The sequence below is a fragment of the Pseudoalteromonas rhizosphaerae genome (genome assembly GCF_902498845.1).
Lineage (GTDB): Bacteria > Pseudomonadota > Gammaproteobacteria > Enterobacterales > Alteromonadaceae > Pseudoalteromonas > Pseudoalteromonas rhizosphaerae.
In genome coordinates this window covers 41,103-56,491 of sequence record NZ_CABVLM010000007.1, presented here as the reverse complement: position 1 = coordinate 56,491, position 15,389 = coordinate 41,103, and the positions used below count along the sequence as shown (strand labels likewise).

The 15,389-nt window shown below is 40.1% G+C and carries 9 protein-coding genes and 1 pseudogene; 8 read left to right on the top strand and 2 right to left on the bottom strand.

Translation table 11 applies throughout. The annotated features are described in order from the left end of the window. Positions 1 to 210 precede the first annotated feature (210 nt). From PSR9079_RS12135 to PSR9079_RS12125, 3 genes are all read left to right on the top strand, one after another. Positions 211 to 1,083: an ABC transporter ATP-binding protein gene (locus tag PSR9079_RS12135; RefSeq protein ID WP_149981831.1), complete on the top strand. Its 873-nt coding sequence runs from the start codon at positions 211 to 213 to the stop codon at positions 1,081 to 1,083. Beyond that, positions 1,074 to 4,232, top strand: coding sequence for a M1 family aminopeptidase (locus tag PSR9079_RS12130; RefSeq protein WP_149981830.1), 3,159 nt, complete (start codon positions 1,074 to 1,076; stop codon positions 4,230 to 4,232). The genes PSR9079_RS12135 and PSR9079_RS12130 overlap by 10 nt, the downstream gene beginning before the upstream one ends. A gap of 176 nt (positions 4,233 to 4,408) precedes the next feature. After that, complete coding sequence (locus tag PSR9079_RS12125) at positions 4,409 to 5,614, top strand: sugar efflux transporter (protein ID WP_246175549.1); 1,206 nt, start codon at positions 4,409 to 4,411, stop codon at positions 5,612 to 5,614. A 57-nt stretch (positions 5,615 to 5,671) separates the two neighbouring features. On the opposite strand, the gene PSR9079_RS12120 is transcribed toward PSR9079_RS12125, so the two are convergent. Further along, positions 5,672 to 7,942 (bottom strand): TonB-dependent receptor, encoded by a 2,271-nt coding sequence (locus PSR9079_RS12120; protein WP_149981829.1) that lies wholly within the window; start codon positions 7,940 to 7,942, stop codon positions 5,672 to 5,674. Between the two features lie 256 nt (positions 7,943 to 8,198). On the opposite strand from PSR9079_RS12120, the gene PSR9079_RS12115 reads away from it, so the two are divergent. From PSR9079_RS12115 to PSR9079_RS12105, 3 genes are all read left to right on the top strand, one after another. Then, the gene (locus tag PSR9079_RS12115; protein ID WP_149981828.1) at positions 8,199 to 9,206 is read left to right on the top strand and encodes a LacI family DNA-binding transcriptional regulator; all 1,008 of its coding nucleotides are present in this window, start codon (positions 8,199 to 8,201) and stop codon (positions 9,204 to 9,206) included. 103 nt (positions 9,207 to 9,309) lie between these two features. Next, entirely contained in the window at positions 9,310 to 10,560 is a 1,251-nt protein-coding gene (locus tag PSR9079_RS12110; protein ID WP_149981827.1) for an MFS transporter, read from the top strand. Further along, positions 10,557 to 12,053, top strand: a complete 1,497-nt coding sequence (locus PSR9079_RS12105) for a trehalase family glycosidase (protein WP_149981826.1) — start codon at positions 10,557 to 10,559, stop codon at positions 12,051 to 12,053. The genes PSR9079_RS12110 and PSR9079_RS12105 overlap by 4 nt, the downstream gene beginning before the upstream one ends. Positions 12,054 to 12,382: 329 nt before the next feature. Here PSR9079_RS12105 and PSR9079_RS12100 read toward each other — a convergent pair whose 3' ends face one another. Beyond that, positions 12,383 to 13,192: a hypothetical protein gene (locus PSR9079_RS12100; RefSeq protein WP_149981825.1), complete on the bottom strand. Its 810-nt coding sequence runs from the start codon at positions 13,190 to 13,192 to the stop codon at positions 12,383 to 12,385. A 631-nt stretch (positions 13,193 to 13,823) separates the two neighbouring features. Between PSR9079_RS12100 and PSR9079_RS12095 the strand changes: the two are divergent. Next, positions 13,824 to 14,258, top strand: a pseudogene (locus PSR9079_RS12095) (trehalase family glycosidase); the annotation flags it as partial. A gap of 166 nt (positions 14,259 to 14,424) precedes the next feature. Further along, on the top strand, positions 14,425 to 15,117 hold the full coding sequence (locus PSR9079_RS12090) for a response regulator transcription factor (protein WP_149981823.1): 693 nt from the start codon (positions 14,425 to 14,427) through the stop codon (positions 15,115 to 15,117). Positions 15,118 to 15,389 lie beyond the last annotated feature (272 nt).

Here is a 15,389-nt window from a genome sequence, read left to right as displayed (position 1 = left end):
CTCCATGTTCATCGTGCTTAATAATATGTTTTATTAAGTTTAAATGAATTACTTCACTTAGTTCAGCAAAATAATGATCAAAGGTCGTTTTTTAATGACAACTGCAAAATACTTGCTTTCATCCTTTAATTCAATGCGTTGATCATTGCTATGTAGCTTATTGTGCGGTGGTTTCTTAATGTGATTATTAATCAATTAAGGAACATAACGATGCTAACACTTACAAATATTAATAAAAAATATGCAGATGGTACCCAAGCATTAAGTGATATATCTATTACTTTACCAACCGGTATGGTGGGATTACTTGGGCCAAATGGGGCGGGTAAATCAAGCTTAATGCGCACGCTTGCGTGTTTGCAAAGCGTTGATACTGGTCAGGTGAACTTTGATGGTTTAGATGTGTTGCAACACCCTGATGAGATGCGCAAGCAGCTTGGCTATTTACCGCAACAGTTTGGTGTTTATCCAAATATGAGTTGTATTGCTTTGCTAGAGCATATCGCAATTTTAAAGGGCCTTGATAGAAAAGACCGACAGCAGCAAATAAGCGAGCTTTTGGCGCTATTAAATTTATCTTCGTTTGCAAGCAAAAAGGTGAGCCACTTTTCTGGTGGGATGAAACAACGCTTTGGTATTGCTCAAGCGTTGCTAGGCTCCCCTAAGCTGATTATTCTAGATGAACCAACCGCAGGGCTTGACCCTGCTGAGCGCGAAAGTCTCAATAATTTATTGATGACGATTAGTAAACAGCGCTTGGTGTTGTTATCTACCCACATAGTAGAAGACATAGAAAATCAGTGTCATTTTGTCGCGATGATCAACCAAGGTCGGTTAATTCAAAGTGGTGAAGTGGCAGCACTCATTAAGCCATTGCATGGTTGTGTATGGCTACTGGAGAGCCTTCCTAGTGTGTTACCGCAAGAGAGCTTTGTATTAAGCCAAAGTTATCGATACGGCAAGCCTTCATTTCGAGTTTATGCCACAACGGCTCCCGCTGAGCGTGCAATACCTGGCGAAGTGACACTGCAAGATAGCTATTTTTATGAGTTGAAATTGCGAGGTAGTAACACATGCTACTGATCAACGAACTACGTTATGTACTTCGCCAGCCTTTGCTTTGGCTTTGCTTTGTAACTGCCCCTTTATTTGCGTTTACATTGTCATCAGGTTTAGCCGTCGAAGGCAGCGACGCTATAAATCAATTTAAATTACATCTAGTTGCACTGCAAATGATACAACTAGCTTTACTTACAGGTGCGCTTGCACCGACATTTTTTTTACGTGATCAAATACACAATATGCAAGAGCTGGTGGCAGTGACACCTATCACGTTTAAACAAAGCGCATTGCTACGTGTGGGAACGTTGGTGTTGTGTGTGTTTGTGATTGTGCTTATCAGTATGCTAGTAATGATGGTTATGCAAGTACACAGCAAAGGGTTTGACTGGCAAATCATTAATCAACTGGCTGTTAATAGTCTTTTTGTGCTGCTTCCTAATAGTTGTTTGCTTGGTGTAATTGCATTCTGGTTTTGTCAAAAATTCAGCAGCCCTCTGGTGAACTATGTTGTATTTGCAGTTTTATGGATTGGCTACTTACTGCTTGCAAGTGTCACGGGTAATCCCATATTGGCGGGAAGTAGTATTATCAGTGAAACTAGCTATCAACTATTTATATGGTTAGATCCTTTCGCATACACTGCAATTATAGGTAGCTTTGTTGAGCCTCAGGGCTGGGTTATAGCCATTAATCGGGTGCTGATACTGTTACTCACAACCGCTATCTACTTTAGTACGGCGGCTGCGAGTAATGTGTTTAACTCGTTCAATAAGCGGGTAAAAAATGCAGTGAGCAAGCTACAACCCGTTATAGTAGCAAGTGCTTCGTACCAACCTGTGGCTGCAAAAAACCATGAACTGCCGATATTTATCGCATGCTATAAAGTAGCGCTTTTCAATGTTTTAAAGCATCCAATAACACTGTTAATTTTATTAGCTTGGCCAGCCATGGTGTTTAATAATGTAGCCTCTTCTTCTGCTTATGCTGAGCCGCTAAGTGTAATAAATGCAACCAGTATCGATGCAATTAGTCACTATGCTTTTGATATGCAAATATTGTGTGGATGTTTATTGATGGTGCTTTGGAGCTGGCAAATCAGTTGCTATGCACGGCGCTTTAACATGGCTGAGCTAATTGCTGCTACGCCGATCAAAACGGCCACTATTTTATATAGTCAATTATTGGTATTGGCTACCCTGGTTATTATTTTTTCAACGATGAGCTTTGTTGGTGCTTCTTTGTCACAATGGTTTATTCATAGCCAATATGACACGTACGATCATGTATATGTTCTGTGTTTAACGGCACTGCCCCTGATGCTAATTGGCTGGGTAACGGTGTGTGTATTTAATATTTGTCGCTCAACACTGGTTGCAGGAGGCGTTATTTTTGTGATGCTGTTGCTAAAATTTACACCAGTTATGACTTATTTAGGATTCACACACACATTTTGGAGCCTAGCTTGGACGCCATTGCAGCCACCGAGTGAATTTTGGGATTATCGGGCCAGTATTAGCAGTTATTGGCCTTATATACAGGTGTGGTTGTTTGCCTGTGTAAGTTTTATATTGCTAACGTGTGTATTTAGTCACCGTGGTACGGGACTTGATAGGCGTGCGGTTGTACGAAAAGATGCATGGCTAATAATGCCTGTGTTGCTCTGTGTTGGTTTATTTGTGCAATTACACCTACGTTTAGTTGATGAAAAGCCCCTTACCAATTCACATAAACGTGAGGCCTTTAAAGCGGATTATGAAAAAACCTTTGCAGGCTGGCAGCATAAGTTGCAACCTCAGGTTAGTCATATTGATGCAAAAATTGATTTTTACCCGCATCAACAGTTAGCAAAGTTTGATCTGGCTTACACCTTAAAAAACTCTCATCCAATGGCCATTAAGCAAATTTTAGTCGGCAGAGCTGGGTTTTATAAGTGGGCGAAGGTGAAGATTGCAGGTGCGACACAAATTGCTTTTTATCCTGACTTAAATCAGGCTGTGTATGAGTTTGACGTTGCAATAAAACCACATGAAACACGACAATTAACAACACAATTTGAAGTGCATCAAGCGAAATTGTGGCCTGCTGGTGGACATCAAATAATTACGCCTGAATTTAGTTATATTCGTTCGGTTCCTGCGTTGCCAACTATTGGCTATCAAATCAACTATGAGTTAACAGATACAAGCTTACGAGCTCAATATGATTTGCATCAAAAGGGTCGGCCTTTAGCTTCAGCGTTAGTTACTAAAGGGCAAAATAGACCAGCGCACTATGAGCGTATAACGATGTCGAGCACAGTATCAACGGCAGCGGGGTATCAAGTTGTGACACAGGGCAAGCAAATTACGCATCAACGTGAACAGGGTCGTGAAATATTTAAGTTTAAAACAGTGTCTGCAATTAATAACTTACCAGCTTGGCTGTCAGTGCCTTTTACTGCTGAAACTAAAAAGCATGATGGTGTTACTTTACAAGTATTCGTAAAAAACCAAGATGTGCTTGAACGTGCAGATGCAACCGCCGTTAATTTACAAGCGATGAGCGACACACTTGATTGGTTTAAAAATAATATTGTTGCGTATAAAGCCAAGCAATTAAGCTTAATTGCAGCTCCCCCATTTGGTGGCACTGGGTATGCTTTACCACAAATTATATTAATTGAGGATAAAGTTGGGTTTAGGGCTCGTCCAAGCGTTGGTGCTGGCTTTGATCAGCGTTATCGCCGTGCAGTGCATGAAACCGCGCATCAGTGGTTTGGCCATGATATAGGTAATAGTGTGCCTGCAGATAGTGCCTTTTTAATGGAGTCGATGGCTAAATATATCGAATTAGTCGTGTTAGAAAAACGCTACGGTAAAACCGCTATGAACGCATTAGTTGATTATGAAACAAAGCGTTATGAGCAGGCATCGCGCATGGATATTACCGCTAAAATGGCGTTGATTGATTCAACAAAAAATTATGATCAATACTCAAAAGCCACCATTGTGTTTGCAAAACTAAGGTCTAAAGTAGGCGATAAAGCGATAACTAATGCACTTAAGTCAGTATGGCAAGAGTATGCTTATCCAAACCGGCCTGCGACAGCAATGGATTTTATTAGGGCATTGAAACAACAGGTTGAGGAGCAGCATATTGCATTTATCAATTCGCTGTTTTTAGACGTTTAAGTGAACTAAACGCCACAATTTGCAAACCGTGGCTTGATTTTTATGCTTTGTTTAGTAGCTGGTAAAATGTGCGTAGTTTAAATAGTCGTGATTATTAAACAACCCGCTTTGTATTTTAATATTACTTAAAGCCACGTATAATACTCGGCTTATTTTTAGTGTCTGTATGGTGTTTTTTGAAGTCGATATTCAAACAATATGGTGTGGTATTTATCTTGTTAAGCTTATTAACGGGCTTAATAGGCGCATTTGTTAATCCACTAATGAGTTTGTTTATTGTTGAAGGCTTACAAAGTCCACCTATATATTTGGGTGTGTACACTACAGGTGTCACTTTGATGGGCATTCTCTTTAGCCAATGTTTAGGTGGATTGGCCGATAAGGGCGTGAGCGCTAAAAAGATGTTTATGATTGCGGTCTCTGGCATGGGGATGGCGTTAATCATATTCGCTAACGCAACGTCTTTTTGGCAGGTATTTGCTGCCGGAGTACTCTTGCTTTCAATGGGCAATGCCGCGATACCGCAAGCTATGACTATTGCTCGCCAGTGGGCTGATGAGCAAGATCATATTGATATCACCCAGTTTAATACTCGCCTTAGAGCGGCAATTTCATTTGCATGGGTCGCAGGCCCGCCGCTTGGCTATTTACTTGCATCAGGAGTTGCCTTTAGTCGCTCATTTTATACCGCAGCTACGTTTGCGTTGTTGGCATTAATTTTTGCAATGAAGTTTTTGCCCAGTGTTAATGCTAACGACAGAGCTAAGAAAGCTGAGCCAAATCAGCCGATCAATCAATCATTTTGGGCCTTAGGGGCTGCTATAACCTTTGGTTCAATTGGCAATATTATGTACGCCAGTGCCTTACCGCTTTATACAATAAATGAACTGGGCTTTGCTAATAATATACCTGGAATATTTATGGGCATGGTGGCATTAATCGAGATCCCTGTGATGTTGTATAGCGCAAAGCTCAGTAAACGCATCACTAAAACAGGCTTGTTAGGTTTTGCTTTTAGTTGCGCTATTTTGTTCTATATTGGCGTATTTTTTGCCGATCAAGTATGGCAATTCTTTGTACTGCAAGGTGTAAATGCTATTTTTTATGGGATCTTTGCGGGTATCGGCCTGACTATTTTACAAGAGCAGCTACCATCACGAATTGGTTTTACCTCTGCTTTTTATGGCAATGCCATTAAAGTAGGGGTCATGCTTGGCACTGCCAGTACCGGTTTAATTGCACAGTGGTTTAGTTTTCGTTTTGCCACGCTAGGCTCGCTTATTGCGGCAAGCATTGCTATGACTTTTTTAATAATATTTAGTTATTTAAAGCGCCAAGAGAGCGAGTCGCAAGAGCAGCTTTTTGTTCAAAACGTGATTTAAAAAAGCCGCAGTGTATTAACCACCACGGCTTTGGGTATTGATCCAGAGAGATGAGGGTTAGAATTCGTAGCTTACGCTTAAGCGTGTTGTACGAGGCATAATGTAACGGCCATTGGGGGCGTCAGCATTACGTGGGTCGCCTTCGGTAATACCTTGCTCGTTGGTTAAGTTATCAATTGCTAATTGCAGTTTGATCCCTTCCATTGGCTCAAGGATAAAACCTAAGTCAACTTTTTCGTAGCCATCAAGTGTCACGGTGTTTTCATTATTACCAAAGCGGTCATCCACTGCTGACAAAGTACCATAGAGTGTGGCGTACATGCCGTCTACTTCAAAGTCATAGCTTGGTGTTACACGTACTTGCCATTTAGGTTGGCGCTGTGCTTCTTTGCCTTTATTTTTTGGACTTTTCGTGATTTCTGTTTGTTGTAATGTAGTATTTAAATTAACAGAAAAGCCAGATTCATGATTAAAGTTGTAATCAAGTTCAACACCATACGCTTCGTTGGTTAAGATTTCAGCGGGCACGTCTGGGCGACTTACAAAGGTATCGCCTTTGACTTCGTTGGTAAATAAAGTGGCAAAAAAGTCAGTGCTTTGAGTGATCAGTTTATAGCCAAGTTCAGCTTGAGTGACTTCTTTAATGAGTTTCTCGCCGTCTTGGTGGTATGCGACGTAGTTATCTCTAAAATCATCGAAGTATGGCATTTTATAACCACGGTTAACGCGAGCAAATACGCCCATGTCATCATTAATTGAATAGTTTAAACCGGTTGTCCATGAGGTTTTACTCTCATCGTAATCAACGGTTTTATTGATAATACCGTCAAGGCCTTCATCAACACTGTACTGTACATCATGGCTTTCATAACGTAGTCCACCGTCAAGAGTGAGATCTTGGCTTAGCTTGTACTGTGCCGTGGTATAAAAAGCATTAGTGCGTGCATCACCTGATGAATTAATGTCGTAGTTAAAGTCACAGCCTTCGGCGCTTTCATTACAAGTAATATCATTGAGCATTTCACCACCCGCTTCAAGAACATGATAGGCCGTATTGCCTAAGCTCCACCAGTCGTTGGCAGAGGTGCTTGCAGTGTAATAGCCGACAGCAACAGAGAGGTCTTCAAATTGCTTTGAAAATGCTAAATCATTAGTAAATGAACTAATTTCTTTGAGTACCACCCAACGACCCACTTGTTGTACGGGTGTATCACTGTCATAAGTTGTGCCTGTCGCGGCGCCTGTTGCAGACTGACCATTATCAGCCACTTCACCTAGTGTTGTTGCGGAGCCTGCGGGCACTAAACCAAGTGTATTAGCATCGCCTTTGGTGATATTAAAGCGGTCTGAAAAACTCCAGCCATTGTCAAATTCAAGTTTAATACTACCGCCAGATACATGGCCATTCCAACCGCGGCCATCGCCAATATCAACTTGGTGCGCGTCATTATTTGGCCCGGTATAAATGGTCGCTTGGCGGTTTAGTGTGCCAAGCTGGGTATATTCAGCATCAATGCCATTAACATTGAGTGGTGTTGGTAAGTACCATGCGCCATGATCGTCTGTTTGGCGAGTGTAGAAATTCATTTCACCGTTATCGAGTTCTTTGGTGATATTAACCGTAAACTGGCTGCCTTTCTCAGAGGTAAAGCCTGCATCACGAATACCTGGTGAGCTTTTTACATAGCCGCCTACCATAAAATATAGGTCGTCGCTGATTTCGCCACTTAAAACAGCATCAACACGTTGCAAATCGTAATCAGAGGTGGTGTATTTAAATAAGCCTTGAGTATCTTCGCTGCCACGCTTTAATCTAAAGTTGGTTGTTAAGCCCGGTTGGCCGTTAGAAACCACTGGGTTTGGACCACCACGTAATGCTTCCATGGTTTCAATGGTTTCGTCGATTCTAAATAATGATGAGTTTTCTAAAAACGATAATGTTGGTGCTGGGTAAATAGGAGAACCTTCAAGGCTTAGGGTTAAAAATGGTGCATCACCACCACCAGGAAAACCGCGAACAAATACATTAGCGCCAGATTCACCACCCGAGCTTTCTACCCACACACCGGGAACTGCTTTAAATAAGTCCGCAGTACTTTTTGGTGATAGTTTAATTATTTGCTCAGCATCAATATTTGTCACAGCATAGCTGGCATCAATTTTACGAACGCCCATACCTGCAGGTGTGCCAGAAACCACAATGCGTTCAACTTTTTTATCTGTGGTTGTTTGCGCGCTTGTTGCTGGTTGATCTGCAAGCACGGTTTGACTGGATAGCGCTAAAATAATAGCGCAAGCAAGTTTGCTTGGTGTGTGTGTTGTTGTCATGTTGGTATTCCCATTTTTTGTTCGTTATTTAAAAAACTATAAATAACAAAGCACTAACTAATTTAATGAAATGTTAATGCTGTGTTCTTTTAAACCTTAGAACTTTATGCAAACGTTTGCAATTATTTTTTTAACTTTCTGTATTATTTTTATACACGGTTATGTTTATGACTAAATTTAGGCCTTGGCGCAGCCTAATTTTAATAATGATGGTATATTGCAACTTCACGATTTAAGGAAGGCTTCGTACTTAGCAATGAATAACAAACAACTAAAGTTAGCGGATCTAGCCAAGCTTGCTGGAGTATCAACCTCGACTGTTTCTCGTGCGTTAAATGATAACCCATTGATAAAAAAAGAAACTAGAGATAAATTAAAGCAGTTAGCAAAGCAACATAACTTCAGTTTAAATACGGCTGCGAGCCGCCTTCGCTCACAAAAAACCAATGTTGTAGCAGTGATCATAAATTTCGACAGTGGCACTGAGCAATCAATTAACGACCCTTTTTTGCTTAAGGTAGTCGGAGAGATAAACCTCGCGTTGAATAAACAAGGGCTAGAACTTCTACTCTCAAACTCATTTATGGCCGGTGATGACTGGGCTAATTACTTTATCAATAGCCGTCGGGCTGATGGCATTATTGTGGTTGGGCAAGGCAAAGATCCGGCAAACATTGAAGCCGCCGCTAATGCAGGCGTGCCCTTAGTTGTTTGGGGTGACCCAAAAACTCCCAGTAATTATCCCATTGTAGGCAGTGATAACTTTGTTGGGGGTCGTCTTGCTACTGAACACTTATTAGCAGGTGGCGCTAAAAATATTGTATTTTTGGGAGACCCAGGACATGCTGAAATTGGCGAACGTTACCGTGGCTATTTAGCGGCTCTAAATACGGCTAACGCTATAGCACACGTAGTGTCTATCGATATTACTAGTAGCGCAGCATACCACGGGATCAACCAATTACTAGTCGCGAAAGGTTTATGTTTCGACGGCATTATGGCGTGCAGCGATATGGTGGCACTAGGCGCTATGAAAGCGTTAAAAGAGCGCTATATCAGTATTCCTAACGATGTTGCGTTAGTTGGTTTTGATGATATTGCCATGGCAGATGTGAGTCACCCATCACTTTCGAGCATTAAACAAAACACTCAGCGAGCCTCAGTATTACTGGTTGAAAAATTATTAGCGCAGTTACAAGGCCAGTCAGCTGAATCGCAAGTTGTTGAAATAGAATTAATTAATCGTCAATCTAGCAAAGGATAATCTGTAGGGTGAGTTAACTCAATTTTGAAATTTAAAATGCAAACGTTTGCATTTTATTTTGCGCTACACTATGCTAAAAGAAATCAACATCAGGTTAACGTGCATGAACCCAATAAGAATAACCATAGCGTTGGCGTGTAGCTATTTCGTGTTCGCTATTTTACTCAATAGTGTTGGCACCGTAATTTTACAAGCCATCAATAGTTTTGACATAACAAAAACGCAAGCTTCTGTTTTAGAAGGCTATAAAGACCTTACCATAGCAATAGTTTCTTTTATTGTTGCATCATTTATTCCACGACTTGGCTATAAACTGGCCATGCTTGTAGCGTTGGGGTTGGTTGCCTTAATGTGCTTGTTAATGCCCTCAATTGCACAGTTTTATGCGTTCAAAGTATTGTTTGCTGTGATCGGTTGCAGTTTTGCGATTATGAAAGTATCCGTTTACTCGGTTATTGGCCAAGTCACTGATAACGCCAATCAGCACTCAGCATTGCTTAACACCATTGAAGGTATTTTTATGCTTGGGGTGTTATCTGGCTATTGGGTGTTCTCATGGTTTATTGATAGTAGTAATGCGCAAAATACAGCATGGTTGAACGTGTATTATTTGCTGGCTTTGTTAGCGGGTATGGCTTTTATTACAGTGCTTATAGCGCCAATAAAAGCACCTCAAAAAGCAACATTACGTACCAGTCAATTAGCTGCTTTTATTGACATGCTAACACTCACTTATAAACCTCTAGTGGTTATATTTATTATCAGTGCATTTTTATATGTGTTGATTGAGCAAGGGGTAGGGACTTGGTTACCTACTTTTAATAATCAAGTACTTAAGCTGCCAGTTGATATTAGTATTCAACTGGCCAGTGTGTTTGCCGCAGCACTGGCGCTAGGTAGACTAGTGGCGGGGCAGATATTACGCGTTATTGGCTGGTATAGTTTGTTGTTAAGTTGCTTGGTTGCTATGGGCGTGCTGGTGCTACTGGTTTTGCCGCTGACTCATGAAATTGATGGCAGCCAAGTAACGAGTGTATTTGATGTGCCTTTTGCAGCATACATGCTGCCGCTCATTGGCTTTTTTATGGCTCCTCTTTACCCATTACTTAACTCTGTGATGCTCAGTGCGTTAGCCGCTCACCAGCAGGCAGCTATGACCGGACTTATCGTGGTTTTTTCAGCATTAGGTGGCACCACTGGTTCAGTAATTACCGGCTTCATCTTTGATAAATTTAGTGGCCAACATGCCTTTTATCTTACCTTGATCCCAATTAGCTTGTTGTTGATCAGTGTAACTTTATTTAAAAAAATGACAGTAAACTTAGGCGCAGTGCCAGAAAAAGGAACGATATGAACTTTGTAAATAGCCAATTATTTTTAGATGTGCAACTGGCGGCTATATTTAGTGACAGTAAAACTTTTGCTGATGCGATTGCTAATGATAGTTGGCAGTTAGCATGCGACCTTTACTTACGCGTTAAACCACTTACTACACCACAGTTAACAGAATTTGTAGCACAGCATTTTACGTTTGAATCAACACAGCTCCCAACTCAGCAAAGCAACAGCGATAGTGTGCAAAGCTATATTGCCAATTTATGGCCGTATTTGCATCGCAATGCAGACACAGCTAAAGCCAGCTCTTTATTACCACTTAAACACAGCTACATAGTACCGGGTGGGCGCTTTCAAGAAATATATTATTGGGATAGTTATTTTACTGCGTTAGGTTTGCAAGATATTGGCGATATAGACAGTATCGAAGCCATGCTTGCTAATTTTATTGATCTGCAAAATCGTAATGGTTGTATTCCCAATGGCAACCGCAGTTATTATAGTTCTCGCTCGCAGCCTCCTATTCTAGCGCTGATGGTTGATTTAATTTGGCAAGCAAAATACTGTAAAAATAGTGACTTTGCATGGTTAACTGATTGCGTTGTTGCCCTTGAGCAAGAATATACATTTTGGATGCAAGGGGCAGAGCTACTGAATCAGCAAATATCAAGCCATAAGCGTGTAGTAAAAATGGCAAATGGTGCATTACTTAACCGTTATTGGGATGATCAAGCAACACCACGGCCAGAATCACTGCGTGAAGATTTACATGATGCCTCATTACTTCCTGAACAGCAAAGAGCTAATTACTATAGAAATATTAGAGCTGCGTGCGAGTCTGGTTGGGATTTTAGTAGTCGCTGGCTGGGTAATAATAAGCTTACCAGTATTCAAACCACGGATATCATTCCTGTGGACCTCAATAGTTTACTTTATTACCTTGAAAAACAGCTGGGTCATTATTTTGCGGTATTAAACAATACAAATAAGCAACAGTATTTTGAGCAACAAGCAGCTCAAAGACGTGCGGCAATTAATCAGTATTTATTCAGTACTGATATGGGGTTTTTTGTTGATTTTAATTATCAAAGCCAGCAACAATCTACAGTGCTTTCGCTTGCCGCCACCGTCCCATTATTTGTCAATTGTGCCAGCGAGGAGCAGGCGGTGTTGGTTAAAAATAAGCTTATGAGTGACTTTTTAAAACCAGGCGGATTAGTAACAACCCTCAATGAGACTTCCCAGCAATGGGATAGCCCTAATGGCTGGGCACCACTGCAGTGGTTTGCTGTACACGGATTTCACCAGTATGGCTTTGTTGTAGATGCAAACATCATAATGAGCAATTGGTTACAGATGATAGAAAACAGTTTTAAAACCGACCACTGTCTACTCGAAAAATACAATGTTTATGAGCCTGAAAATAGAGCTGGAGGTGGCGAGTACAAAGTGCAGCAAGGCTTTGGTTGGACCAATGGAGTTACTTCTCGATTTTATCATTTAATAAAATAACGTAATAGCCAAGGATTGGCTTTAAAATTGTTAGTCGTTATGCATTTAGACATCTAAAACTTCATTTTTTTGATAAATCATAGGCAATATAACCCCCATCTTTGTTATTAGCATTGAAGATGGTGTCATTATCTGTCAATTCCCTTGCTAATAGACCTTTACAAAAGAACTAAGAGTGATTGTTACCAGCCAATTAGGCAAAGATATATTTGGCGATGTTTCTGCTATCTGTTTAGCGTGCAATATAAGCTTTCATGAGTATATACAAGGTTACGGTCAGCTATATTTATACTTTGATGTAGTATAAAAGTATGAATAATCCTATGATTTTAAAAATTACAGGGGGTATTGTTAATAATCGCTTGTGATGCAACTTGGCCAAATAATGCCTGCGTTGTTGCATCCCCTGGTAAGGTATCAGAAAACGTTAATAAATCGGCTGACTTGCCGGTTATGGTTTCATACAACACCAATGAGGAAAGTAACTTACCTAATATTGTTGCATGATTCCCGTCAGCCTGATGAATGGTTAACTCAGGCGATATTTCTAATGCTTGATTCCATGCTAACCCTACAGGGGCCACACAACTATGTTGCTTTTTGGCAATATTTGCATGAATACCGTGTACGTAAACTGCGTCTTGAGGCTCTCCTGCCAATGGGTGTTCAGGGAAAAGAATTGGTGTGGCACCTATCTCCTTTGCTCGCTGTATCCAAGTTATAGTGGCATCGACAGGATACAGTACAGACTGGCTTTGAGAGTACTTTTGTCCTTGTAAAATAACATGGGTCCATTGTTTATTTTGCATAGTTTCAATAATGCTTTCGCTATTAACGATCGTGTCGAGAAATATCCCAGTGCGAGTGTCAATACTTACCGTTTTATTGGCGTCATCATGAGAAAATATTTCTGTTAGTAAAGATTCAATACCGGCTACATGACTATTACCTAGAATTAGAATATTATAATTACCCGATTCTCTGTTATTGGGAATTGCTAAATTATCTGTTGATTTTATTGGCTCACTAGTAGCGTCATTTTCAATAGGGATGGCGGCTTCTGATGCAGGAGTTGAACTACCACCACACGCGCACAGCATCAATATTACAGAATAAACAATTAGGTGTTTTCTCATCATTCCCTCGATAGTTAATAGTTATTTTTTTAGTGTGAAATTTGGCTTGATGTATTCTATTTTTTTGCCACTTTATTTAATTTATTATAAAACTCGTCAGTTATGGTTGTCATTTTGCAACTCAATGTGGTGTTTTTTCGCTTCATTATAAACAATGCATAAACTTGTACTCATCAAATCAACAGCAAAGATAAAATTATATCGCTGTTAAAATCATTTGATACGGTGTTCCAATTACCTGCAGCGCCTTTAGAAATAGTTTAAAACAATGCGTTAAAGTCTAAATCTTTTTGTTGAACATTTTCATCATTATCAACACCGTGAAAACGATGGTGCACTGCAGATGGTCACATTTCATTTACATTACCACCCAATTTGAAGCAAATAAAGTAAATATCTACTCCTTGGCTACCGACATTTAATAAACAGATACTGAAACGGCTTGTTGTAGGGCCGTTGGCATGTGGCTCTTACTTTCGCGTTAAATTACTCACAAGAGCGCAATTAACAGAATTAGTAATGTAGCATTTTTACATTCATATCAACGAAGCTTCCAGCTAAGCAAAGGATCACTGTGGCCAGCAGAATCACTGCGTGAAATTTACAGTATGCCTCATCACTCCCTGAGCACTAACGAGCTAGTTACTATAGAAATATTAGATCCGCGTGTGAGTCTGGTTGGGATTTTAGTAGTCGCTGGCTTAGTAAAAATAAGCTTATGAGTGACTTTTTAAAACCAGCCGGATTAGTAACAACCCTCAATGAGACTTCCCAGCAATGGGATAGCCCTAATGGTTGGGCACCACTGCAGTGGTTTGCTGTACACGGATTTCACCAGTATGGCTTTGTTGCAGATGCAAACATCATAATGAGCAATTGGTTACAGATGATAGAAAACAGTTTTAAAACCGACCACTGTCTACTCGAAAAATACAATGTTTATGAGCCTGAAAATAGAGCTGGAGGTGGCGAGTACAAAGTGCAGCAAGGCTTTGGTTGGACCAATGGAGTTACTTCTCGATTTTATCATTTAATAAAGCAACAAGTTAGTAACAAAGGGTTGATTTAAATAGATTTTATAGTTAAAAGGGTTGACTTTTAAACTACTTGGTAGTCAAGTATCTAGACGTCTAAAATTTTTATTCTCTTTATAAATCAATAGATTTGAGTGAAATAGGTTGAACATTGGAGTTGTTTTAGGTATTGTGAACGAAATGTTTCAAGGACGAGATGCAATGATTCAACCAACCTCTGTATTTATCAAAACCGTATTTAAAATGCCAGTTCGTTCACAGTGTTATCCATACTTAATTAAAACGCTAGATGCATTTTTTAGTAAAGTAAAAATGGACGACAGTCTCCCCCATAATGACAACCGTAATGAGTTTGATCTTTTCTTAATTGATAGCAGCGGCTGCAATTGGCAAAATTTAATACCAGCAGACTTATTAGCCTTAGCCAAAGTGAAACCTGTAATTGTGTTTAATGCGCATTCTGACGCTATTTGTGAAAAAAACTTATTACTTAATAACTTTAAGGGAGTTTTTTATAACAATGATCTTCCTGAAGACGTATTTACCGGATTAATGCGGATCATTAATGATGAACTTTGGTTCAGTCGCAAGGTTATTTCTTCTACATTTAATGAAATGCTCGCCATGGTAAGTCGTTTTGAGCCACATTCTAACTACGATGTTGATAGTGAACATGAAGCACTATCAAATCTAACCAAACGTGAAAAGTCAGTGATCCATTTACTCGCACAAGGGGCGAATAATCATAGTATCGCAGAGCGGTTAAATATCAGTGATCACACCGTAAAAACACACCTTTATAGCGCATTTAAAAAAACCAATTCACGAAATCGTATTGAGCTATCTAATTGGGCACAGCGCTATATGGCGGTACGGTTACCGTTGCATGACTGACAAATCAAACATAATATACGCCCAATTATAATCAGTAGGTTGGACCATTAGTAACTGCATATTTTGTAATATTGTTTCAGGTAAGGCACCTTTATCATTCTGTTTGGGAAGACAAGGTGCCTTGGCATTTTTGACTCTGCGCTAAGGGAGTGGGGCGAACAGGTATGTTTTTGAAATTTATCATCTCACGATTGTGAAAGAGCCGACGACAGTGAGTTTGCAGCTTTAGCCAAACAGCTCTCAGAGCACGTATAACCTTTGTTTTATATAGC

What these genes read in the sequence shown, in the direction of transcription:
- PSR9079_RS12135 (WP_149981831.1), top strand. Translation starts at nt 211, where the DNA reads ATGCTAACACTTACAAATATTAATAAAAAATATGCAGATGGTACCCAA.
- PSR9079_RS12130 (WP_149981830.1), top strand. Translation starts at nt 1,074, where the DNA reads ATGCTACTGATCAACGAACTACGTTATGTACTTCGCCAGCCTTTGCTT.
- PSR9079_RS12120 (WP_149981829.1), bottom strand. Translation starts at nt 7,942, where the DNA reads ATGACAACAACACACACACCAAGCAAACTTGCTTGCGCTATTATTTTA.
- PSR9079_RS12115 (WP_149981828.1), top strand. Translation starts at nt 8,199, where the DNA reads ATGAATAACAAACAACTAAAGTTAGCGGATCTAGCCAAGCTTGCTGGA.
- PSR9079_RS12110 (WP_149981827.1), top strand. Translation starts at nt 9,310, where the DNA reads ATGAACCCAATAAGAATAACCATAGCGTTGGCGTGTAGCTATTTCGTG.
- PSR9079_RS12105 (WP_149981826.1), top strand. Translation starts at nt 10,557, where the DNA reads ATGAACTTTGTAAATAGCCAATTATTTTTAGATGTGCAACTGGCGGCT.
- PSR9079_RS12100 (WP_149981825.1), bottom strand. Translation starts at nt 13,192, where the DNA reads ATGATGAGAAAACACCTAATTGTTTATTCTGTAATATTGATGCTGTGC.
- PSR9079_RS12090 (WP_149981823.1), top strand. Translation starts at nt 14,425, where the DNA reads ATGATTCAACCAACCTCTGTATTTATCAAAACCGTATTTAAAATGCCA.